Source organism: Corynebacterium sp. HMSC29G08 (assembly GCF_001806875.1).
Lineage (GTDB): Bacteria > Actinomycetota > Actinomycetes > Mycobacteriales > Mycobacteriaceae > Corynebacterium.
The window spans coordinates 1-20,683 of sequence record NZ_KV786233.1; the positions used below are offsets into that span (position 1 = coordinate 1).

Sequence of the window (20,683 nt, forward strand, 5' to 3'; positions counted from 1 at the left end):
ATTGATGGTGTCTACTTTTCGGGGGTCGGGCCCTCTCTTCTCGCCTTGACATTTCTACCCTGTCGAGCCGAGATAAATGCAACAACTCCTGATACGGTAGCGACGATTAGGAATTCGACAACTCCTACATTCGCTGTGGCTAGAGCTATTAGCGTAACTAGAAGGAAGCCGGTTAGAACGAAAACGCCGATGAAGATAGCGGCGAAAACTAGTTTGGTAGACATTATTTATTCTCCATTCCCGTGTGCCGATCTAGCGTTTGAGTAGGCAGTGAAGTTGTTGAATGGGTACTTCATTTATCATCTTCTCCACGATAGTCGGGCGTGACAGCTGCGAGTTGGTGGGAGAATTGCATTGACTAATTTAATGGCAAGTGTAATCTTGCCCACCAATGGAGCCAAGGGGGTACGAACCGCTCACTCGCCCAGTAGACGAAATGATGGTGGGAGAGGGCGGGGCCGCGAGAGAATTCCCTCAGATAGTTGGTCAAGTGGACATCCTGGGAGTTGGGCGCAGGCTGGGGTAGTAGCCGCATCTATCGCTGGTAGCCTTGTCCCCCATGGAAATGCTTATCGGCAGGGTGGTGAAATCCCACGGGGTTCGTGGCGAGGTTGCCGTTGAGTTGCTGGCAGACGAATCCGAGGACCACATTGTGGTTGGGGAAGTGCTCACGGGCCGGCAGACGGGCAAAGAAATACAGCTGACGGTGAAGACGGTTCGCCCGCACCAGCGGCGTCTTTTGGTCAGCTTCGAGGAAGTCTCGGACCGTACCTTGGCAGATAGTTTGCGGGGTATGAAGTTCTTCGCAGAGCCGTTTGAGCGTGACGAAGACTCTGATGAGTACTACAACCATGAGCTCATCGGGCTGAAGGTTTATCACGACGGCAACGAGGTCGGCGATGTTACCGGCGTTATGGATGCGCCGAATCGCAAAATTCTTGAGATTGATTACATGGGCAAGGAAGTGCTCGTGCCGTTTGTGATGGAGTTCGTGCCAGTGATCGGCCTGGATGAGGGGTATCTGGAGATCACCCCGCCAGAGGGCTTGCTTGATGTCTAATCAGGATCACAAGCTGCGTTTAGACGTCATCACGATTTTCCCCGAGTATCTCGAACCTTTGCGCCATGCACTGTTGGGCAAGGCGATTGAGCAGGGGATTTTGACTGTTGGCGTGCACGATCTACGTGACTGGGCTACGGGAAACCACAAGTCTGTAGATTCGCCGCCACTTGGTGGTGGCCCCGGCATGGTGATGAAGCCGCAGGTGTGGGGGCCCGCACTCGACAGCGTTGCGCAGGGCCGCGTCGGTGCTGACTTGGAGACGGCGGTGCAACACCGAAATGACAAGCCTCGCCATGATGACGTGGCGGAGGTAGCGCCGCGTCCATACGCAAAGACCGAAGACGCCTCGGAAGAGGACGCGACGAAGCCGTTGCTTTTGGTTCCCACCCCTGCCGGCACACCGTTTACCCAGGCGGATGCACAGGCCTGGTCGCGCGAAAAACACATCGTGTTCGCCTGCGGGCGCTATGAGGGTATTGACCAGCGTGTGTTTGAAGACGCAGCGAAGCGCTACCGCGTACGCGAAGTGTCTATTGGTGACTATGTGCTCATCGGCGGGGAAGTAGCGGTGCTGGTGATTGCAGAGGCGGTCACCCGCCTCATCCCCGGCGTGCTGGGCAATACCGAAAGCCATGAAGATGACAGCTTTTCTGACGGCTTGTTGGAAGGTCCTAGCTACACCAAGCCACGCGTGTGGCGTGGCATTGAAGCGCCGGCGGTGTTGACTTCAGGCGATCACGCCAAGGTGGAGCAGTGGCGCCGCGAGCAGTCGCTGAAACGCACGAGTGCGCTACGCCCGGAATTGCTTGAGACTGCGCGGTTGAGCGACGAAGATCGTTTCATGCTTTACGCCCAGGACGTGGTGACGGAGTTGGACGTGTTGGGGTGGCGGCGTGGCGTTGAAAAGCATATGCGCCGAGCGCTGAAGAAGGCTGGCTACCGGGTGGAATCCATCGAGGCTGTGGAGCGAGGTACGGATGTATGCTTCGGGCCGTCCATGTTGGAGACCGAGTATGAGCGCCGTGAGGGCAGGCCGTGTCTGGAGCCGTTGGTGAAACTGACGGTTCGAGGGCGCACGGCGCTTGAGCCGGTGGAGGCGACCAAAGCCGTGGTAGCCGCGCTGCCCAGGGAAGCGGACTGGTACGGTTCGACGCGCGTGGTATAAATCACGCCCGCAAGTTTCGGCGTTAATGGGATCACCAAAGTACCTTTTAGGTATTACCTAAAGGGAAAGGATTCTCATGCTGGCATCGATACTTGATCCAACATCCACGATCGCTATCTTGCTGCAGATCCTCATCATTCTCGGCGCCCTGCTCCTTGGCACCCGCTACGGCGGAATCGGCCTAGGTCTGATCTCAGGTATTGGCCTGATGATCATGGTGTTCGTCTTCGGCCTTGAGCCGGGTGAACCTCCCGTCGGAGTGATGCTGACCATCATCGCCGTGATTGGTTGTGCGGCGACACTTCAGCAGGCCAGAGGCCTGGAAGTGATGATGCAGCAAGCAGAGCGAATCCTGCGTGCGCACCCAGAGCGCATCACCATTTTGGCCCCGCTGACCACCTGGTTCCTCACTGTGCTCTGCGGCACGGGACACGTGGTCTACACCATGTTTCCGATTATTGAAGACATCGCGCTGAAAAAGGGCATCCGCCCTGAGCGCCCGATGGCCGTGGCGTCTACCTCGGCGCAGATGGGTATCACTGCCTCGCCAGTGTCTGTGGCTACGGTTTCGCTTGCCTCGATTTTGGCGGAGCACGCCGGGGTGATTGAGAAGGCGTATTCGATTCCGCAAATTCTGATGGTGGCCATTCCGGCGTCGCTAAGCGGTGTGCTTTTGGCCTCTTTGTGGTCGCTACGCCGCGGCAAGGATTTGGAAGACGATCCGGTGTTCCAGGAACGGATGAAGGACCGGGCGTTTGCTGCGTCAATCAAAGACTCCAGCCACTCGCTGCTGGGGGAGAAGTTCGCTAAATCCGCCTACAACTCGGTGTGGATCTTCCTCGGCGCGATTGCGTTCGTGGTGGTGCTGGGTGCGTTTGAGGCGCTGCGCCCAGCGTGGCCGGATGATGCAGGTGAGCTGAAACCGCTGTCGATGAACCTGACCATCCAGATGGTGATGCTCTTCGCCGGCGCGATGATCCTGCTGTTCTGCAAGCCGGACCACAAAAAGATCGCCTCCACGCCGGTGTTCAAAGCCGGCATGACCGCGGTGTTTTCCGTGTTCGGTGTCGCGTGGATGGCGGATACGTTCTTCGGTGCACACATCGATCAGCTCGAGGCATCTCTCGGTGGCGTTGTGCAGCAGGCACCGTGGGCGTACGCGATCGTGCTGCTCATTGTGTCCAAGCTGGTGAACTCGCAGGCGGCCGCGCTGGTGGCTATCGCCCCGATCGGTTTGGCGCTGGGCATCGACCCGAAGGTGATCGTCGGGTTCTACGGCGCCGCCTACGGCTACTGGATTCTGCCGACCTATCCGTCCGACCTGGCCTGCATTGGTTTCGACCGTACGGGCACCACCCGGATTGGCAAGTACGTGATCAACCACTCGTTCCTTATTCCAGGCGCGATCTCGGTCTTCACCTCGTGTGTTGTGGGCTCCCTGTTGGCCCAGGCACTGCTGTAAGAAGGTGTCGCGCTAGACTTCCCGGAATGACTATCGCAGCAACGATCGCGACAGAAATTCAGGTGCGCCCCTCCCAGGTGGAGGCGGCGCTTCGCCTTTTGGCTGAAGGCAATACGGTTCCGTTTATCTCCCGCTACCGCAAGGAAGTCACTGGCGGTTTGGACGATGCGCAGCTGCGCCACATCGAGGAGCGCAACACGTATCTGGTTGAGCTCGCTGAACGCAAAGAAGCGGTGCTGGCCAGCATCGAAGAGCAGGGCAAGCTGACCGATGCACTGAAGCGCGACATCCTCGCGGCAGATACGAAGGCGCGCGTGGAGGACTTGTACCTGCCGTACAAGAAGCGCCGCAAGACCAAGGCGGACATCGCGCGCGAGGCAGGGCTTGAGCCGCTTGCACAGTTGCTTATCGACGCCCCGGCCACCAACCCCGAAACCGCCTCCGAAAAGTTCCTCTGCGAAGGCTTCCCAGATGCGAAGGCCGCCCTTGAGGGCGCGCGCGCCATTTTGGTTGACCGCTTTGCCACCGACGCTGATCTGGTGGGCGCGGTGCGCGACCGCGTCTACGCCGAAGGCACCATGCGCGCCTCCGTGGTGGAAGGTAAGGAACAGGAAGGCGCGAAGTTTGCGGATTACTTCGATTTCTCCGAAGACTTTGCCAAACTGCCTAGCCACCGAATTCTGGCGTTGTTGCGCGGTGAGAACGAAGGCGTGCTCACCTTGGATCTCGACCCGGGTGATGAGTCTGTTTATGAAGGCATGATCGCCGAGCGTTTCAACCTGCCGGTGAAGGACTCTGAGTGGTTGTCCAAGGCGGTGCGTTGGGGCTGGCGCACCAAGTTGCAGATTTCGGCGAATTTGGATGCGCGTATGCGTCTCAAAGAAAAAGCCGAAGAGGGCGCACTCGAGGTGTTCAAGACCAACCTGCGTGACGTGCTGTTGGCAGCGCCTGCTGGCCAGCGCGCCACCTTGGCGCTGGATCCGGGGTACCGCAACGGTGTGAAGTGTGCGGTGGTAGACGGTACTGGCAAGGTGCTGGCCACCACGATTGTGTACCCGCATCAGCCGCAGAACCGTTGGGATGCGTCACGTGCGGAGCTGGCCTCTCTGGTTGCAGAGCACGGTGTTGAGTTGATCGCGGTGGGCAACGGCACTGCCTCGCGTGAGTCGGAGAAACTCGCTGGCGAGGTGGCGGACATGGTTGCAAAGGCTGGCGGCAAGCGCCCAACGCCTGTGGTGGTCAGCGAGTCCGGCGCGTCTGTGTACTCCGCAAGCGCGATCGCCGCAGAAGAGTTCCCAGAAATGGATGTCTCGCTGCGCTCCGCAGTATCCATCGGGCGCCGCCTGCAGGACCCGCTAGCAGAGCTGGTGAAGGTGGATCCGAAGTCCATCGGTGTGGGCCAGTACCAGCACGATGTGAACCAGACCGCCCTGGCCCAGACCCTGGACGCGGTGGTGGAAGATGCGGTGAACTCCGTTGGTGTGGACGTCAACACCGCCTCCGCGCCGCTGCTTGAGCGAGTGGCGGGTTTGTCTAATACGGTGGCGAAGAACATTGTGGCGTACCGCGATGAGCACGGCAGCTTCACCACCCGCAAGGAGCTGGGCAAGGTGCCACGTCTGGGGCCGAAGGCGTTTGAGCAGGCCGCAGGCTTTTTGCGAATCCAGGGCGGGTCGGATCCGTTGGATGCCTCCGCGGTTCATCCGGAGGCATACCCGGTGGTTGAGCGCATTGCGTCTGCAACCGGCTTGGACACCACAGAATTGATTGGCAACACCGCGGTGTTGACCAAGCTTGCGCCGGCGGATTTTGCTGATGACACCTTCGGCGTGCCCACAGTGACCGACATCATCGCCGAGTTGGACAAGCCCGGCCGTGACCCGCGCCCGGAGTTTAAGACCGCGACATTCAAGGAGGGCGTCAACGAGGTCAAGGACTTAAAGCCCGGCATGATCTTGGAAGGCACCGTGACCAACGTCGCGGCGTTCGGTGCGTTTGTAGACGTCGGCGTGCATCAAGACGGCCTCGTACACGTCTCGGCCATGAGCGAGCGCTTCGTTGCCGACCCGCATGATGTGGTCCGCTCCGGCCAGGTAGTCAAAGTCAAGGTCATGGATGTAGACGTTGCCCGCAACCGCATCGGCCTGTCGCTTCGGCTTAACGACGACCCCGCCAAGCCTTCCACCACCAAACCCGCCAAGCAGGCGGGCAAGGACTCTGCCACACGCTCTGGCACACGCTCTGGCCGGGGCAACGGCCGGGGTGGTCAGGGTGGTCAGGGTGGGGGACGTGGGCGTCGACAAGCAGCCAAGCCCCAGGGCGGGTCGATGGCTGATGCCTTAAAGCGTGCAGGATTTGGTAACTGACCGGGCAATATGTAACATATCTCGAGTTGTTGTACACGATACGAACCGGTCGAGCCTTCGTGGCCGCTAGGTTCCTCTGTCCGTAAAAGTAAAGGAATGCTGCCATGAGCAACGGCATCATCGATCTGGTCGACGCAGGTCAGCTGCGCGACGACATCCCGAACTTCCGCCCAGGCGACACTGTTGACGTGCATGTCAAGGTTATCGAGGGCAACGTAACCCGTACCCAGGTCTTCACCGGTTTTGTGGTGCGTCGCCAGGGTGGCGGCATCCGTGAGACCTTCACCGTCCGCAAGATCTCCTTCGGCATCGGCGTTGAGCGTACCTTCCCGGTTCACTCTCCGAACATTGAGAAGATCGAGGTCACCCGCCGCGGTAAGGTTCGCCGTGCGAAGCTGTACTACATGCGCGACCTGCGCGGCAAGGCTGCCCGCATCAAGGAGCGCCGCTAGGCAGCAGGCCCCCTCTAGGGCTTTTGTACCCCGTTTGCCAACGTTGGTTGGCAGCGGGGTTTTTCCTTTGCTGGGGCGCTGGCCTGTGCTAACCCCATCTGCCCCATGCGTCTCATTGCAAACAAATCGATTTGTTACGGATGTGACTAGAAAACCGCAGGACGCTGAAAGATTTCGCATTCATTTTCAGTGTGGCAAGCAGCGTGTAGGGTGATGCGGGTGACTACACCGAATGATCCGGCCCGCACTGAGGCCTCCCACTGGCCGGGGGAGCCAGAGCCGGTAGAAACCGCCCAAGAAACCCCAGAACCCAAGCAGACCCCGTGGTACATCGAAATCCCCGTAGTCGTGGTCCTCACCTTGGCGTTGATGTTTGTGATTCAGACGTTCCTGGGTCGTTTATATGTGATTCCGTCAGCCTCGATGGAGCCGACGCTGCACGGTGAGAGCGGTTCGGGTGACCGTATTTTGGTGCAGAAGGTCAGCTATTACTTCAGTGACCCGGAGCCGGGTGATGTGGTGGTGTTCAAGGGCACGGATAGTTGGAATACGGGCTTTGTGTCGAATCGTTCCAACAACACGTTCATCCGCGGGATGCAGGAAGTTGGCAGCTGGGTTGGTTTGGTGCCTAAGGATGAAAACACCCTAGTGAAGCGCATTATCGCTGAGGGTGGGCAGACGGTGAGCTGCCAGGCCGGGGATCCGGCGGTGATGGTGGATGGTTCGCCGATTGATCAGTCCTATGTGTTGGATCCGCCGACCTATCCGGTGGACATGACTACGGGTTCGCAGGCTTGCGGTGGTGACTTTTTCGGCCCGCTGACGGTGCCTGAGGGCCATTACTTCATGATGGGTGATAATCGGACGAACTCGCTGGATTCGCGTGCACATATGGGCGATGAGCTGCAGGGGACGATTCCGCGGGAGAATTTCCGTGGCAAGGTTTCTGCGGTGGTTTTCCCGTTGAGTCGTCTGGGTGGTGTGGACGACCCGGATATTCAGCGTTAGTGTGGTGCGCCGCCTGAAGCAGTTGCGCACCTATGAGGTGGCGCTGGACAAGGTTGGGTTTGGCCCGGTCGCAGGGGTTGATGAGGCGGGCCGCGGTGCGTGTTTCGGCCCGGTGACCATCGCGGCGTGTATTTTGCCCACTCGCCCGTTGCCGGAGCTTGAGGGCCTGGATGATTCGAAAAAATTGACGCAGCGTAGGCGCCGGTTGCTTTTCGACGCCATCGTCAACTCCGCCACCGCTTTTTCCATCGTGCACGTACCTGCGGCGGACATTGACCGCCGAGGCATTCAAGCGGCCAACTTGGATGGGGCACGCCGTGCTGTTGCGGGGCTTGATCCCGCTCCTAGATACGTGCTGATGGATGGGTTTCGCATCCCGGGCCTTGGTGTGCCGCAGCTGCCGGTGGTGGGTGGGGATGCTGCGGCGAGGTGTATCGCGGCGGCGAGTGTGCTGGCGAAAGTGTCGCGGGACGCGTTGATTGTTCAGATGGCGGAGCAGTTTCCTGAGTATGGGTTGGCGGGCCATAAGGGGTATTCAACTGCGGCACATATGGCTGCGGTGCGCCGCCACGGTGCGAGTGTGCAGCACCGTTATAGTTATGCCAACGTCCGTGAAGCCGATGAGTTTTACAAAGGGGTTGTGCGGTAGATGAGCGCCGAAGAGCTGGACAATTATGAGTCCGAGGTGGAGCTGTCGCTGTATCGTGAGTACCGCGATGTGGCCAGCCAGTTCTCCTATGTGGTGGAGACGGAGCGTCGCTTTTACCTGGCGAATGCCGTGAAGCTGATCCCGCACACTGAGGGCAATGACGTCTACTACGAGGTACGCATGTCTGACTGCTGGGTGTGGGACATGTACCGTGCGGTGCGCTTTGTGCGTTATGTGCGTGTGATTACGTACAAGGACGTCAATATTGAGGAGCTGGATAAGCCGGATTTGACGTTCCCGGACCGTTAAGGGAACCGACGGGGGGTTTGGTCAGTCTAAGTGGGTAGGGGCATCTTTTCGCGTTGCCTCGTGTGAATACCAACTTCAGAACTGAAACTTAAGGGGGGGACTTTTATGTCTGACCATCGATCCGCCACGCTGTCGCATTTTCCGTTGACGTTGCGTGGTGAGACCGCGCAGGTGACGGGGCATCCGGAGAGCGAGGTTGCTGACCGTTATGCCTTAGGCGTTGCCGGGGAGAATGTGGCGGTTGGCCTGTATGAGCAGTATGGCTACAGGTTGTGTAACAAGCGGGTGCGGTGTCGTGCTGGGGAGTTGGACGCGGTGTTGCGTGCGCCTGACGGCACGATTGTGTTTTTGGAAGTGAAGTCTCGTCGAAGTGGTGAGTACGGCGGGGCGGAGGCGGTGACTGCTAAAAAACTTGCCACGATGCGCAGGTGCGCAGCGGAGTGGCTGGATCGTTCCCCGCATGGCGGTGGTTTGCAGGTGCGTTTCGACGTCTGCGAGGTCCTGTTCAACGGCCAATCTTATGTAGCCAGCCGCTTCGAGGGGGTTGATGATGGTGCTTGCTAGAACGCTGACCGCCACTGTGGAGGGCCTTCGCGCTCACATGGTGACGGTGGAGACCAACGTGGGGCCCGGTCTTCCGGGGATGTACATGGTGGGCTTGGGGGATGCGGCGGTGCGTGAGTCGCGTGATCGTATCCGTACCGCTATTGCCAATTCCGGGTTGCCGTGGCCGCGCTCAAAGATCATCGTGTCGCTCTCGCCAGCCCACCTGCGCAAAGCGGGGAGTCATTTTGATTTACCGATTGCTGTTGGTGTGGCGGCAAGTGGAGCTCCGGAGCTGCATCCGGTGCTTGCACGCACAGTGTTGATGGGGGAGCTTGCTCTCGACGGCACGCTGCGGCGGGTAGAGGGGATGTTGCCCATGTTGCTGCAGGCGCAGCGCGCGCACGAGGAATCTGGCGGCAATGACTTTGACGTTGTGGTGGTACCGCGTGCCAATGCACAAGAAGCGGCGCTTTTGAAGCGCAAACACGTGCTGGTGGCAGACAACCTCATGCAGGTGTGGCGCTGGCTACGTGCGGAGGAGTTCCTAGACACTGCGATTGACGCCGCCAAGCACGCGGCGGCTGCGGCACCAGCTGACGCGCAGACCACCCATGTGCCGGATTTTGCGGACGTGGCGGGACAGCTCCTTGAGCGTGAAGCGATGGAGATCGCCGCTGCAGGTGGTCACCACATGCTGATGGTTGGCCCGCCTGGCTCTGGCAAGTCGATGCTGGCGGAGCGGCTGCCGTCAATTCTGCCGCCGCTGAGCATTGATGAGCAGATTGAGACCACAGCGCTGCATTCTGCGGCTGGGGTCAGTCGCGGGGAGATTGTGGGCAGGCGGCCGTTTGTGGCACCGCATCCGTCGATAAGCAGATTTGGGCTCATTGGTGGGGGATCGGGCGTGCCGGTGCCGGGGGCTGTGAGCCAGGCGCACAACGGGGTGCTGTTTTTGGACGAGGCGTCGGAGATTTCCGCGCACGTGCTCGATTCGCTGCGCATCCCTCTGGAAAAGCGCAAGGTGGTGCACAGGCGCGAGCGCAGGAGCGTGGAGTACCCTGCCGATTTTCAGCTGATCCTGGCTGCCAACCCGTGCCCGTGTGGACTGGATATTGACCAATGCCGGTGCGTCCCAACGCGGCGAGCCAACCACTTGTCCAACATCTCGGGGCCGCTGCGGGACAGGTTGGACATCTTCTTGACCACGACAGCGCAGTCGGCGGTGTTGAGTCCGCAAGGGGCGGAGCCGTCGTCCGCAATCCTGGCGAGGGTGATGGAAGCGCGTGAACGCGCAGCGCACCGCTGGACCAAGGCGGGCTATGATGCCACGACCAATGCAGCGATGGACGCGACTGCGATCCGCCGACATTTCCCTCCAGATGAATCCTCCGCAGCAACGATTGAACACATGCTCCGAAACGACGAGCTGACCCAACGAGGCGTGGACCGAGTGCTCAAGCTCGCCTGGACCATGGCGGATCTTGAGCACGAGCCGCGCCCGCACATCGACCACATCTACCGGGCAGTAGCGCTGCGTAAGACCCATCGTGAGGAGATGGCGGCATGAGTGATCTGACCTCGTGGGCGTATCTCTCACGCGTGATTGAGGGACCGAACCAGCACCTACAGGCACTGTTGCGCGCCGGGCGGGATGCCGATGAAATTGCGGGCGGTGTGCGTACCCGAGCGAGCTGGCTCGGGGGCTTGGCAGGTGCCACAGAAGCCAGGTACGCACGGGCAGCACCTGAGCAGGACCTGGCGAAGGCCGCGGAGCTGGGGTTCACGCTGATCACTCCCGATTCTCCGAACTGGCCAAGCGCGGCGATATCAGCAAGCTTTGGCACCCTGACGGCGCTTGAGAAGGGCGCGTGTCCACCGCACGCGCTGTGGGTGAAAGGGCAGCAGAATCTACCAGCGCTGTTTGCACAGTCAATTGGTGTGGTGGGGACACGTGCCCCAAGCCACGAGGGACAAAAAGCAACTGTCAACCTGGTAGCCGGGCTTGCGAAACATCAGTACACGATTGTCTCAGGCGGTGCGGTTGGTGTGGATACGGTTGCTCACGACACGGCCCTTGCAAATGCAATGCCAACCGTGGTGGTGACGGCCTTTGGCGCCGGGGTGACCTACCCGCGGCCAAACGAGCGCCTGTTTCAGCGTGTGACCAGCCAAGGCGGTGCGATGATCAGCGAATACCCGCCGGGCGTTACCCCTGATAGGCACCGGTTCCTGACCCGGAACCGACTGATCGCGGCCCTGTCGTTGGGCGGCGTGCTGGTGGAAGCGGGGTATCGCTCAGGGGCCTTAAACACCTTGCATTGGCTGCATACCTTTAATCGGCAGGCGATGGCGGTGCCGGGATCCATCATGGACAAAGCCTGCCTCGGTACCAACCTGGCCATTGCGAAGGAACAGGCCACCATGGTGCTTAGCGCCGACCACATCCATGAGTTGCTGAGCGCGGTTGGTGAAGAAGATATGCAATTGGCGCTCGAGGAGTTCTTCGAGCCGACACCCATCCAGCGCCTGTCGCGAAACGAACTGCAGGTCTACGATGCGTTGCCGCTGCCGGACGCAGGCGCGAGGACTGCTGAGGAAGTCGCCGAAGTCGCAGGCATGGCAGTGGGGCTGACGGTGCACCTGCTCATGGAACTGGAAAGCCGCAACCTCGTACGCAGGCAGCGACGCATGTGGCGCAGGGTGGAGCTTGACAAGAAGTGACTGGGTAAAGGTGACTACACTGCCGTTACATGAGTCAACTCCAAGCCGCAGTAGAGGATTTCGCGGAGTACGCCACGCTTGTGCAGGGGCGCTCCGCAAATACCGTCCGCGGCTACCGCGCAGACTTAGCGCTGCTGCAGGGGCGGATTGACACCTTTGCTCAGTTCACGCTGGAAAATCTGCGCCTCTGGCTTGCCCACGCCGTCGCGCAAGGCAAAGCCCGCTCCACCCTGGCTCGGCGCACCGCAGCCGTACGCGCTTTTTCCACATGGGCGTACAAGCAAGGCCACATTGACACCGACGTGGCAGCACGGCTGGTCACGCCGAAGATCACACGCCCGCTGCCAGCTGTGCTGCGCGCAGAGACAGCAGCGACCATGCTGGAGCAAGTCGAAGCTGGGCAGGACACTGGGGGCGATGGCGAAAGCGTGGATAAGCACAAAGCCCCTGAAATGTTGCGGGACGCAGCGATGCTGGAGCTGCTCTACGCCACCGGCATGCGCGTCGGTGAGCTCACGGGGCTAGATGTGGACGATGTGGACCTGCACAGGGGCCTTGCCAAAGTAACCGGCAAAGGCAACAAGCAACGCATGGTGCCCTTTGGAGACCAAGCAAGCAGGGCGGTGCGAGACTGGCTCAACCACGGGCGCGGCGAGCTTGCACATGAAGACGCCAAAGACGCCTTGTTTGTGGGCAGCAGGGGAAAACGCATCGACCAGAGGCAGGTACGCCGAATAGTGGAATGCGCCGCAGATAATGCGGGCGCAAGCGACATCACCCCGCACTCCCTACGCCACTCTGCCGCCACACACCTGCTTGAAGGCGGAGCCGATCTGCGCGTAGTGCAAGAGCTTCTCGGCCACGCCAGCATGCAAACCACGCAGATCTACACCCACGTATCCGCCCAGCGGCTCAAAAAGGTCTACGACCAAGCCCACCCGCGCGCCTAACGGCGCCCGCGCGACATACCCTCAACTGGCTTGAGCCGAATCTTCGGCGGCTCGAGCAACGTCAACGGGTCAATGTAGGTATCCGGCCCCGTCTTCGCACCCCAATGCAACCCGTCGTGCTCGCCGGAAAAGCGACCCGTCACACGCGCCAACACCCCGATAACTTGGCCTTCCGCAACCTCATCACCAACCGCAACACTGGCGCGCACCGGCTGATACGTCGTACGAAGCCCCTCCGGAAACTTCGCCGACGGTGCATGATCAACCGACACAATCGGCGTACCAGCCACACTGCCCACAAACGCCACCGTGCCAACTTCCGCTGCCAACACCGGCGCGCCGGGTTGCAAATACAAGTCAACCCCGCGATGGCCGGGCAACCAATTGCGCTTCGGAATATCCGCAGGCCGCGTCACGTGGGTGGCGTAGTCCTTGCCGGTTGTCGGATCCACCCAGGCTGTGGCATGCGGAGTGCTACATGGGCTACATACGCAAGCGAGCGCAACTGCGCATGCAGTAAGCGCTGTGCGTGTAAAAGCGCGCCTAGAAGCGCGTGTAGAAGCATAAGTAAAAGAAATCCCCGTAATCCCCATGCAGATACCTCACCACAAAACAGCAGCGAGCGCTAGGGGTTTTCCAGACTGTGTGGGCGGGGGGGAGAAGAAGAGAGCCTCCGCGCAAATCGATACTGCAGCTCAATTAGGTAATTTCGCACTAGGTGAGTATTGTTATGCGGGCAGTCTGTAACGGATCCGTGAGGAATTCGGTACAAGATTGACTTCGCGCGCCGAATAAGGCCAGCTCAGCAACGGTCCCTCGTCAAGGGGTGCAGGGCTAGTCCGGTGCCAGGGTGTGGGATAAAAACCCACACAACGCTGACCACGTACGTAAACCGAAACTACTTTTCTCCGAAGGAGATCATTCCCATGGCAGTTGTAACCATGCGCGAACTCCTCGACGCTGGTGTGCACTTTGGCCACCAGACTCGTCGCTGGAACCCGAAGATGCGTCGCTTCATCTTCACCGACCGCAACGGCATCTACATCATCGATCTGCAGCAGTCGCTGACCTACATCGATGAGGCTTACGAGTTTGTCAAGGAGACCGTCGCACACGGCGGCACCATCCTGTTCGTTGGCACCAAGAAGCAGGCGCAGGAGCCGATCCGCGAAGAGGCTGAGCGTGTTGGCATGCCGTACGTGACCCACCGCTGGCTCGGTGGCATGCTCACCAACTTCCAGACCGTGTCCAAGCGTATTGCCCGCATGAAGGAGCTGCAGGCAATGGACGCTGCCGAGAACGGCTACGCAGGCCGCGGCAAGAAGGAAGTCCTGATGCTTAACCGTGAGCGCATCAAGCTGGAGCGCGTCCTTGGCGGCATCTCCGAAATGACCAAGGCTCCGTCCGCACTGTGGATTGTGGACACCAACAAGGAGCACATCGCCATCTCCGAGGCGAAGAAGCTGCGTATCCCGGTTGTGGCCATCCTGGACACCAACTGCGACCCGGATGAGGTTGACTTCCCGATCCCGGGCAACGACGACGCTATCGGCGCTGTCAAGCGGCTCACCCACGTTGTGGGCGAGGCTGTCATCGAAGGCAAGAAGCAGCGCGAGGAGCGCCAGCTGGCTGCCGCACGTGACGCTGCTGGCGACACCGATGCGAAGATGCAGGCTGAGGCTGCTGAGGCTGCCGCACAGGCTGCTGCTTCCGACGAGGTTTCCGCAGCTGACGCTGCTAAGGCGGCTGTTGCTGCAGAGACTGCTGCTCCGCAGGAAGTTGCAGAGGTTGAGCAGCCGGCAGCTGTCCGCGCTGCTGAGCAGGCTGAAGCTGACAAGGCATAGTCTGACAAGGCATAGTTTTGCCGTGACGCACACCGCGTGTGCCGCATGAGGGATCCCCGCGTACGCATTGTGCGCGGGGATTTCGTGCGTCAGTGCGGGTAGCAATACGGGTTGGTGCGAAGCGTTTGCGCTGACCCTTCGCTGCCGAACAAACACAGTTCGGCTAATCTTTCTAACGTTAAACACCTTTCCCCGATTTAGAGGAGGAATCGCCACATGGCGAACTACACTGCTGCAGACGTAAAGAAGCTTCGCGAGACCACCGGCTCCGGCATGCTGGACTGCAAGAAGGCCCTGGAAGAGGCTGGCGGCGACTTTGAGAAGGCCGTTGAGGCCCTGCGCATCAAGGGTGCGAAGGACGTGGGCAAGCGCGCTGAGCGCAACGCTCTCGAGGGGCTGGTTGCGGTTTCCGGCAACACCATCGTTGAGATCAACTCTGAGACCGACTTCGTGGCTAAGAACCAGGAGTTTAAGGACCTCGCTGCTGAGATCGCTGAGGCTGCCGCTGCTGTGAAGGCTAACTCCCAGGAGGAGCTGGCTAAGGCTGACGTCAACGGTGAGACTGCTCACGAGGTTCTGGAGCGCATGTCCGCGAAGATCGGCGAGAAGCTGGAGCTGCGCCGCGCTGCCACCGTTGAGGGCGACAACGTTGCGAAGTACCTGCACCAGAAGGCTGCTGACCTGCCGCCGGCTGTTGGTGTGCTGGTTGCCTACACCGGTGACAACGCTGAGGCTGCTCACCAGGTTGCGCTGCAGATCGCTGCTATGAAGGCTCGTTACCTCAACCAGGAGGCTGTGCCGGCTGAGGTAGTTGAGAAGGAGCGTGCAGTTCAGGAGGAGATCACCCGCAACGAGGGCAAGCCGGAGGCTGCTATTGCCAAGATCGTTGAGGGCCGCATGGGTGGCTTCTTCAAGGACGTCGTTCTGCTGGATCAGCCGTCCCTGGTTGACTCCAAGAAGACCGTCAAGCAGATTGCTGATGAGGCTGGCATTGAGATCACCGACTTCGTCCGTTTCGAGGTCGGCCAGGCTTAAGCCCTAATTCAGCCCTAGTTCCCAGCATGTGCCCCAGGTTCGCCTGGGGCTTTTGCTTATCGACGTTGCAACGCCCACACCCCATCGCGTCCCTCAAATTCCAGCTGCGCATCTGGGGATAGTGCTAGCACTGGTTGGCTGTCGACTCCACACAGGTCGATTTGTGATCGCTCAAGTTTGATCTTGGACACGGTGCCGTTGGGCTGCTCGGTAACAATCCAGTTGTTTGCGTCCTGAGCGTCCTCTAGGTTGCCAAACACTTGCCTGCCCAGCGCGTCATTTGCAACGTGGCCCGCATATGGGCACACAAGGAGTACTTCGGTGGCGGTGGGGTAGACGTCGCCGACGCGCAGCATGACAGACGCCTCCCCAGTGTGTGCTTCCAGCGCCTCCTGAAGCGCCTGCTGGCCCGAATGGGCTCCGCAGGCGCTAACAAACAGGCAAGCGAGCAGACTAGCGGTGAGTTTGGTGCGCATCTGGGTCCTTTTCCTCCGGCAGCGTAGGATTGTCGCCGAGTGTATCTGACCCCCTTTTTCAAAGGAGTTGACAAACGTGACCGAAGCCACGGCACCTATGCGTACAGGCTATAAACGAGTGATGCTGAAGCTGGGTGGTGAAATGTTCGGCGGCGGCAAGGTTGGCATCGACCCTGACGTGGTTGAAAGTGTGGCCAAGCAGATTGCAGAGGTTGCCCGTGGCGGCACCGAGGTTGCGGTTGTGATTGGTGGCGGTAACTTCTTCCGCGGTGCTCAGCTGCAGCAGCGCGGCATGGACCGTGCACGCTCGGACTACATGGGCATGCTTGGCACGGTGATGAACTGCCTGGCGCTGCAGGACTTCCTACAGCAGGAGGGCGTGGATTGCCGTGTGCAGACCGCCATCAACATGGCGCAGGTGGCTGAGCCGTACCTGCCGCTGCGCGCCTCGCGCCACCTGGAGAAGGGCCGTGTGGTCATCTTCGGTGCTGGCATGGGTATGCCGTACTTCTCCACAGACACCACCGCAGCGCAGCGTGCGCTGGAAATCGGCTGCGAGGTGCTGCTGATGGCCAAGGCTGTGGACGGTGTGTATGACGCTGACCCGCGCGAGAACCCGGACGCACAGCTGTTTTCTGAGATCACCCCGCGTGAGGTCATTGAGCAGGGTCTGAAGGTTGCAGACGCTACGGCGTTCAGCCTGTGCATGGACAATAACATGCCGATTCTGGTTTTCAACCTGCTGCAGGAAGGCAACATTGCACGTGCGGTTGCCGGTGAGCAGGTGGGCACGCTAGTTGCGTAGTAGCGCCGCAAGCGCAAGCATCTCAGCCCCTGTGACGTTGAGGGAACCCAAATGGACGGGTCCCAAGGCGATCGCGGGGGCTTTGAGCATGTTGAACACTGAGCACCAGGGGGACCAGCCAGTTTGGGCTTCGAAGCTATCTTCCGGGCTCATGTTGGAAAACGTGCCCAGGGCTGGTGGGTCGAATGCAAGGGTGGGGCAGAGCACCACGTCTACGTCCCAAGCGCGTGCGAGTAGCTCCGGCAGCACGCCTACGTGGATTGAGGCGTTGGCGCGGGTTTCGGGGGTGAGGGAAAGTGCCTCCTGGTGAAGCCAACCAATGTAATCGCTGTCCAACGGCTCCGCTTTGGTGAAGGAGGACTTGATGATGGTGCCGAAGTGCCTGTAGGTTTCTCGTGATTCGGGGTACGGCTCAATGGCTACTACCTCGTGGTAGCGGTCGAGTACACCTGCGGCGTCATCCACGGCATCTAAACGCCAAGACTGCACCTTCGGGTCAGCAAAAATGCCGCGGGTAAGCACACCGATGCGTAGGCGCCGCGGCGGGGGTGGTGTCCACCCGAAGATCTCCATCTGATCGCTGACGGTGGTGCTTAGCATCCCGTGCGCTGATAAAGATTTGCCGCCCAATTTGAAACCCACGATGTTGCATGCCGCGGCCGGAACCCGAATAGAACCACCGGCATCCGTGCCGTGCGCTGCCCGGCTCAGGCCAAGCGCCACCGCAACACCTGCGCCCGTGGATGACCCGCCGGGGGTGCAGCCGGGGTATGCCGGGGATTCCAGCATGGGCATATCCGGCCGTTCCGCGTAGCACGTTGCCCCAAGCTCAGAGGTCACTGTGGTTGCGGGCACGCTCACACCTTGGCGAAGCAGCCAAGCAACAAACGGATCGTGACTGGTTGGGGTGGAGGTGCGGTGCGGTGAGCCGTCGATAGTAGGAAGGCCCACAACCGGGGTGGATGACTTGATGGGGATGGACCACCCGTCTAAACGTGCGCCGTGGGCGCCACGGATTGGGGTACTGGCGATGGATGCAAACGCTGGGTGGTGCATGGTGTGCAAGTGTAGGCCGGGGGTGCGCTGGTAGATTTGGGGGCGTTACGTTTTTCAAACGACCATGAAGGTAGGAACTGACCCATGATTGATGACGTGCTGCTTAACGCCGAAGAGAAAATGACTGCTTCGGTGGAGCACACCCGCGGCGAGCTGGCTTCCATCCGCACCGGACGTGCGAACCCGGCCATGTTCAACGGCGTTATGGCGGATTTCTACGGTGCGCCGACGCCGATCAACCAGATGGCAACGGTTTCGGTGCCGGAGCCGCGCATGCTCATCATCAAGCCGTTTGACCCGTCCACCATGCGCGATATTGAAGATGCGATCCGTAACTCCGACCTGGGCGTGAACCCGACGGATGACGGTCATGTGATCCGCGTGACTATCCCGCAGCTGACGGAGGAGCGCCGCAAGGACCTGGTAAAGCAGGCCAAGCAGAAGGGTGAGGAGGGCAAGGTTGCCATCCGTAACGTGCGCCGCCAGGGCATGGAGTCCCTGAAGAAGATCCAGAAGGACGGCGACGCAGGCGAGGACGACGTGCAGACCGCTGAGAAGGCTCTGGACAAGACCACGCAGGGCTACGTTGCACAGATTGATGATTTGGTTTCCAAGAAGGAAACCGAGTTGATGGAGGTCTAAACCTCAAGTGTCTATGCACATCCACGCCCCCAAGCCGAAGAACAAGGCGGGGCGCAACCTGGGCGCTGCGATCACCACGGGTGTGATCCTAGGCGCTGTGGTCATTGCAGCGGTGTTGGTTGGCCCTATGGCGTGGTACCCACTGGTGGCGGTGGCAGTTGCCTTCGCCATGTGGGAGGTGCTCACCCGGTTGCGTGAGGCCGGATATCAGCAGCCGCGCACGCTGCTGATCATTTTGGGCCAGATAATGCTGTGGTCCTCGGCGTTCTACGCCAGCGGCGGCTTAGTTGCGGCGTTTGCCATCTCGGTGCTGTTTTTGATGTTCTGGCGCCTGTTTTTCCATACCAGTGGGCCAGGAACTGACTCGACGGGGCGTTTGAGCCACAGCGCCAACCCGGAGAACTACCTGCGAGACACCGCTGTTGGCATTTTCGTACTGGCATGGATCCCGCTGTTTGGTTCCTTCGCCGCGATGATCTCGCTGATTGATGAGGGCGGCATTCCCGGTTCCCGTTTCATCATCGCGTTCATGCTGTGCGTGGTGGCCTCCGACGTTGGCGGCTACGCCGCCGGCGTGATGTTTGGCACCCACCCGATGGCCCCAGCCGTTAGCCCGAACAAGAGCTGGGAGGGCTTTGCCGGCTCCATGGTCTTCGGCATGATTACTGGCCTACTTGTGGTGCATTTTATGATCCACGGCCCGTGGTGGCTGGGTCTTGTCATGGGTGCGGCCCTTGTGGTGTGCGCAACCATGGGAGATCTGGTTGAAAGCCAGTTCAAGCGTGAGCTTGGCATCAAAGACATGTCCAACCTGCTGCCCGGCCACGGCGGTTTGATGGACCGTTTGGACGGCATGTTGCCGGCAGCCTGCGCCACGTACGCGTTGCTGAACGCCGCGGTGCTGCTCAACCCGTTCTAGCTTTTTCTGGTCCAAGGACTGCTTTAATTCGCCTGAAGTGGGCTTGACGTGCAACAATGGGGCGCATTATGAGCGATTTTCCCCAGATTAACCTGCTGGCGCCCAAGCGCGGCATGCCGCCGAAGCACTTCGCGGACCTGAATAAGGAAGAGCGCATTGACGCCTTGAAGGAGCTTGGGCTGCCCAAGTTCCGTGCTGACCAGATTGCGCGCCACTACTACGGCAAGTTTGAAGCAGACCCGCTGACTATGACGGACCTGCCTGAGGCGCAGCGTCAGGCTGTCAAGGACGCGCTGTTTCCCACGCTGCTGACCCCGGTGCGCAGGGTGGAGACCGATAACGGTGACACCACGAAGACCCTCTGGCGTCTGCACAACGGCATCCTGCTGGAGTCCGTGCTTATGCGTTACCCGGACCGCGCCACCTTGTGTATTTCTTCCCAGGCTGGTTGCGGCATGGCGTGCCCGTTTTGTGCAACGGGCCAGGGTGGGTTGGACCGCAACCTGTCTACTGCGGAGATTGTGGATCAGGTGCGCGTTGCAGCAGCCATGATGCAGGAGGAAGGCTCGCGCCTGTCCAACATTGTGTTTATGGGGATGGGGGAGCCGCTGGCGAACTACAAGCGCGTGGTGTCCGCGGTGCGTCAGATTACCCAGCCGGCTCCAGAAGGCTTTGGCATTTCGCAGCGCAACGTCACGGTGTCCACGGTGGGGTTGGCGCCGCAGATCCGCATGCTTGCAGACGAAGGGTTGTCTTGCACCCTGGCCGTCTCCCTGCACACGCCGGATGATGAGCTGCGTGATGAGTTGGTGCCAATGAACAACCGGTGGCCCGTCTCCGAGGTGCTGGACGCTGCGCGCTACTACGCGGATAAGTCTGGCCGTCGTGTGTCCATTGAGTACGCGCTCATCCGTGACATCAATGATCACAACTTCCGAGCCGACATGCTGGGGCAGAAGCTGCACAAGGCACTCGGCCCGAAGGTGCACGTGAATTTGATTCCGTTGAACCCGACGCCGGGTTCGAAGTGGGATGCCTCCCCGAAAGATCACCAAGAAGAGTTTGTCCGCCGTGTGATTGCCCAAGGTGTGACCTGCACGGTGCGTGACACCAAGGGCCAGGAGATCGCCGCGGCCTGTGGCCAGTTGGCGGCAGACGAGAAGGCCGGTTAGGCAGCTGGTGGCCCACCGGCTGCCCGTGGTGCCGCGAATTACT

Annotated in this window: 21 protein-coding genes; 18 read left to right on the plus strand and 3 right to left on the minus strand. The window is 60.2% G+C overall.

Going from position 1 to position 20,683, the window contains the following annotated elements; genetic code table 11:
- The first annotated feature begins 559 nt into the window (after positions 1 to 559).
- From rimM to HMPREF3101_RS04130, 12 genes are all read left to right on the plus strand, one after another.
- Positions 560 to 1,060, plus strand: a complete 501-nt coding sequence (gene rimM / locus HMPREF3101_RS04075; RefSeq protein ID WP_070462874.1) for a ribosome maturation factor RimM — start codon at positions 560 to 562, stop codon at positions 1,058 to 1,060.
- Positions 1,053 to 2,228: a tRNA (guanosine(37)-N1)-methyltransferase TrmD gene (trmD, locus tag HMPREF3101_RS04080; RefSeq protein ID WP_070462877.1), complete on the plus strand. Its 1,176-nt coding sequence runs from the start codon at positions 1,053 to 1,055 to the stop codon at positions 2,226 to 2,228. Before rimM ends, trmD begins: the two co-directional genes overlap by 8 nt.
- A 76-nt stretch (positions 2,229 to 2,304) precedes the next feature.
- Positions 2,305 to 3,690 (plus strand): anaerobic C4-dicarboxylate transporter, encoded by a 1,386-nt coding sequence (locus HMPREF3101_RS04085; protein ID WP_070462880.1) that lies wholly within the window; start codon positions 2,305 to 2,307, stop codon positions 3,688 to 3,690.
- Positions 3,691 to 3,716: 26 nt separating this feature from the next.
- Positions 3,717 to 6,056: a Tex family protein gene (locus HMPREF3101_RS04090; RefSeq protein WP_070462883.1), complete on the plus strand. Its 2,340-nt coding sequence runs from the start codon at positions 3,717 to 3,719 to the stop codon at positions 6,054 to 6,056.
- A gap of 104 nt (positions 6,057 to 6,160) precedes the next feature.
- Entirely contained in the window at positions 6,161 to 6,508 is a 348-nt protein-coding gene (rplS, locus tag HMPREF3101_RS04095) for a 50S ribosomal protein L19 (RefSeq protein ID WP_070462886.1), read from the plus strand.
- Between the two features lie 213 nt (positions 6,509 to 6,721).
- On the plus strand, positions 6,722 to 7,516 hold the full coding sequence (gene lepB, locus HMPREF3101_RS04100; RefSeq protein WP_070462889.1) for a signal peptidase I: 795 nt from the start codon (positions 6,722 to 6,724) through the stop codon (positions 7,514 to 7,516).
- A 4-nt stretch (positions 7,517 to 7,520) separates the two neighbouring features.
- Positions 7,521 to 8,165, plus strand: coding sequence for a ribonuclease HII (locus HMPREF3101_RS04105; protein WP_070463017.1), 645 nt, complete (start codon positions 7,521 to 7,523; stop codon positions 8,163 to 8,165).
- Positions 8,166 to 8,474, plus strand: coding sequence for a DUF2469 domain-containing protein (locus tag HMPREF3101_RS04110; protein WP_070462892.1), 309 nt, complete (start codon positions 8,166 to 8,168; stop codon positions 8,472 to 8,474). It begins immediately after the preceding gene.
- A 105-nt stretch (positions 8,475 to 8,579) separates the two neighbouring features.
- The gene (locus HMPREF3101_RS04115; RefSeq protein WP_083280077.1) at positions 8,580 to 9,038 is read left to right on the plus strand and encodes a YraN family protein; all 459 of its coding nucleotides are present in this window, start codon (positions 8,580 to 8,582) and stop codon (positions 9,036 to 9,038) included.
- Positions 9,025 to 10,587, plus strand: a complete 1,563-nt coding sequence (locus HMPREF3101_RS04120; RefSeq protein ID WP_070462895.1) for a YifB family Mg chelatase-like AAA ATPase — start codon at positions 9,025 to 9,027, stop codon at positions 10,585 to 10,587. The genes HMPREF3101_RS04115 and HMPREF3101_RS04120 overlap by 14 nt, the downstream gene beginning before the upstream one ends.
- Positions 10,584 to 11,741, plus strand: coding sequence for a DNA-processing protein DprA (locus HMPREF3101_RS04125; RefSeq protein WP_070462898.1), 1,158 nt, complete (start codon positions 10,584 to 10,586; stop codon positions 11,739 to 11,741). The genes HMPREF3101_RS04120 and HMPREF3101_RS04125 overlap by 4 nt, the downstream gene beginning before the upstream one ends.
- 29 nt (positions 11,742 to 11,770) lie before the next feature.
- Positions 11,771 to 12,691: a tyrosine recombinase XerC gene (locus HMPREF3101_RS04130; protein ID WP_070462901.1), complete on the plus strand. Its 921-nt coding sequence runs from the start codon at positions 11,771 to 11,773 to the stop codon at positions 12,689 to 12,691.
- On the opposite strand, the gene HMPREF3101_RS04135 is transcribed toward HMPREF3101_RS04130, so the two are convergent.
- Entirely contained in the window at positions 12,688 to 13,143 is a 456-nt protein-coding gene (locus HMPREF3101_RS04135; protein ID WP_246816640.1) for a M23 family metallopeptidase, read from the minus strand. The two genes, HMPREF3101_RS04130 and HMPREF3101_RS04135, sit on opposite strands and share 4 nt — an antisense overlap.
- 474 nt (positions 13,144 to 13,617) lie before the next feature.
- On the opposite strand from HMPREF3101_RS04135, the gene rpsB reads away from it, so the two are divergent.
- A complete protein-coding gene (gene rpsB / locus HMPREF3101_RS04140; protein ID WP_070462908.1) occupies positions 13,618 to 14,535 on the plus strand; it encodes a 30S ribosomal protein S2 in 918 nt (305 codons plus the stop codon).
- A gap of 216 nt (positions 14,536 to 14,751) precedes the next feature.
- Complete coding sequence (tsf, locus tag HMPREF3101_RS04145; protein WP_070462911.1) at positions 14,752 to 15,570, plus strand: translation elongation factor Ts; 819 nt, start codon at positions 14,752 to 14,754, stop codon at positions 15,568 to 15,570.
- Positions 15,571 to 15,626: 56 nt separating this feature from the next.
- On the opposite strand, the gene HMPREF3101_RS04150 is transcribed toward tsf, so the two are convergent.
- Complete coding sequence (locus HMPREF3101_RS04150; protein ID WP_070462914.1) at positions 15,627 to 16,046, minus strand: hypothetical protein; 420 nt, start codon at positions 16,044 to 16,046, stop codon at positions 15,627 to 15,629.
- Between the two features lie 97 nt (positions 16,047 to 16,143).
- Between HMPREF3101_RS04150 and pyrH the strand changes: the two genes are divergently transcribed.
- Positions 16,144 to 16,851: a UMP kinase gene (pyrH, locus tag HMPREF3101_RS04155; protein WP_070462917.1), complete on the plus strand. Its 708-nt coding sequence runs from the start codon at positions 16,144 to 16,146 to the stop codon at positions 16,849 to 16,851.
- On the opposite strand, the gene HMPREF3101_RS04160 is transcribed toward pyrH, so the two are convergent.
- Positions 16,840 to 17,907 carry an amidase family protein gene (locus tag HMPREF3101_RS04160; protein ID WP_070462921.1) on the minus strand — a complete coding sequence of 356 codons (1,068 nt, stop codon included), beginning with the start codon at positions 17,905 to 17,907 and terminating at the stop codon, positions 16,840 to 16,842. The two genes, pyrH and HMPREF3101_RS04160, sit on opposite strands and share 12 nt — an antisense overlap.
- A gap of 84 nt (positions 17,908 to 17,991) precedes the next feature.
- Between HMPREF3101_RS04160 and frr the strand changes: the two genes are divergently transcribed.
- From frr to rlmN, 3 genes are all read left to right on the plus strand, one after another.
- Positions 17,992 to 18,549: a ribosome recycling factor gene (gene frr / locus HMPREF3101_RS04165; RefSeq protein ID WP_070462924.1), complete on the plus strand. Its 558-nt coding sequence runs from the start codon at positions 17,992 to 17,994 to the stop codon at positions 18,547 to 18,549.
- A gap of 13 nt (positions 18,550 to 18,562) precedes the next feature.
- Positions 18,563 to 19,468, plus strand: coding sequence for a phosphatidate cytidylyltransferase (locus HMPREF3101_RS04170; protein WP_070462927.1), 906 nt, complete (start codon positions 18,563 to 18,565; stop codon positions 19,466 to 19,468).
- A gap of 68 nt (positions 19,469 to 19,536) precedes the next feature.
- A complete protein-coding gene (rlmN, locus tag HMPREF3101_RS04175; protein WP_070462930.1) occupies positions 19,537 to 20,640 on the plus strand; it encodes a dual-specificity RNA methyltransferase RlmN in 1,104 nt (367 codons plus the stop codon).
- Positions 20,641 to 20,683 lie beyond the last annotated feature (43 nt).

Excerpts from the sequence above, each read along its gene's own strand:
- rimM (WP_070462874.1), top strand. The coding sequence starts at position 560 with ATGGAAATGCTTATCGGCAGGGTGGTGAAATCCCACGGGGTTCGTGGC.
- trmD (WP_070462877.1), top strand. The coding sequence starts at position 1,053 with ATGTCTAATCAGGATCACAAGCTGCGTTTAGACGTCATCACGATTTTC.
- HMPREF3101_RS04085 (WP_070462880.1), top strand. The coding sequence starts at position 2,305 with ATGCTGGCATCGATACTTGATCCAACATCCACGATCGCTATCTTGCTG.
- HMPREF3101_RS04090 (WP_070462883.1), top strand. The coding sequence starts at position 3,717 with ATGACTATCGCAGCAACGATCGCGACAGAAATTCAGGTGCGCCCCTCC.
- rplS (WP_070462886.1), top strand. The coding sequence starts at position 6,161 with ATGAGCAACGGCATCATCGATCTGGTCGACGCAGGTCAGCTGCGCGAC.
- lepB (WP_070462889.1), top strand. The coding sequence starts at position 6,722 with ATGCGGGTGACTACACCGAATGATCCGGCCCGCACTGAGGCCTCCCAC.
- HMPREF3101_RS04110 (WP_070462892.1), top strand. The coding sequence starts at position 8,166 with ATGAGCGCCGAAGAGCTGGACAATTATGAGTCCGAGGTGGAGCTGTCG.
- HMPREF3101_RS04115 (WP_083280077.1), top strand. The coding sequence starts at position 8,580 with ATGTCTGACCATCGATCCGCCACGCTGTCGCATTTTCCGTTGACGTTG.
- HMPREF3101_RS04120 (WP_070462895.1), top strand. The coding sequence starts at position 9,025 with ATGGTGCTTGCTAGAACGCTGACCGCCACTGTGGAGGGCCTTCGCGCT.
- HMPREF3101_RS04125 (WP_070462898.1), top strand. The coding sequence starts at position 10,584 with ATGAGTGATCTGACCTCGTGGGCGTATCTCTCACGCGTGATTGAGGGA.
- HMPREF3101_RS04130 (WP_070462901.1), top strand. The coding sequence starts at position 11,771 with ATGAGTCAACTCCAAGCCGCAGTAGAGGATTTCGCGGAGTACGCCACG.
- rpsB (WP_070462908.1), top strand. The coding sequence starts at position 13,618 with ATGGCAGTTGTAACCATGCGCGAACTCCTCGACGCTGGTGTGCACTTT.
- tsf (WP_070462911.1), top strand. The coding sequence starts at position 14,752 with ATGGCGAACTACACTGCTGCAGACGTAAAGAAGCTTCGCGAGACCACC.
- HMPREF3101_RS04150 (WP_070462914.1), bottom strand. The coding sequence starts at position 16,046 with ATGCGCACCAAACTCACCGCTAGTCTGCTCGCTTGCCTGTTTGTTAGC.
- pyrH (WP_070462917.1), top strand. The coding sequence starts at position 16,144 with ATGCGTACAGGCTATAAACGAGTGATGCTGAAGCTGGGTGGTGAAATG.
- HMPREF3101_RS04160 (WP_070462921.1), bottom strand. The coding sequence starts at position 17,907 with ATGCACCACCCAGCGTTTGCATCCATCGCCAGTACCCCAATCCGTGGC.
- frr (WP_070462924.1), top strand. The coding sequence starts at position 17,992 with ATGATTGATGACGTGCTGCTTAACGCCGAAGAGAAAATGACTGCTTCG.
- HMPREF3101_RS04170 (WP_070462927.1), top strand. The coding sequence starts at position 18,563 with ATGCACATCCACGCCCCCAAGCCGAAGAACAAGGCGGGGCGCAACCTG.
- rlmN (WP_070462930.1), top strand. The coding sequence starts at position 19,537 with ATGAGCGATTTTCCCCAGATTAACCTGCTGGCGCCCAAGCGCGGCATG.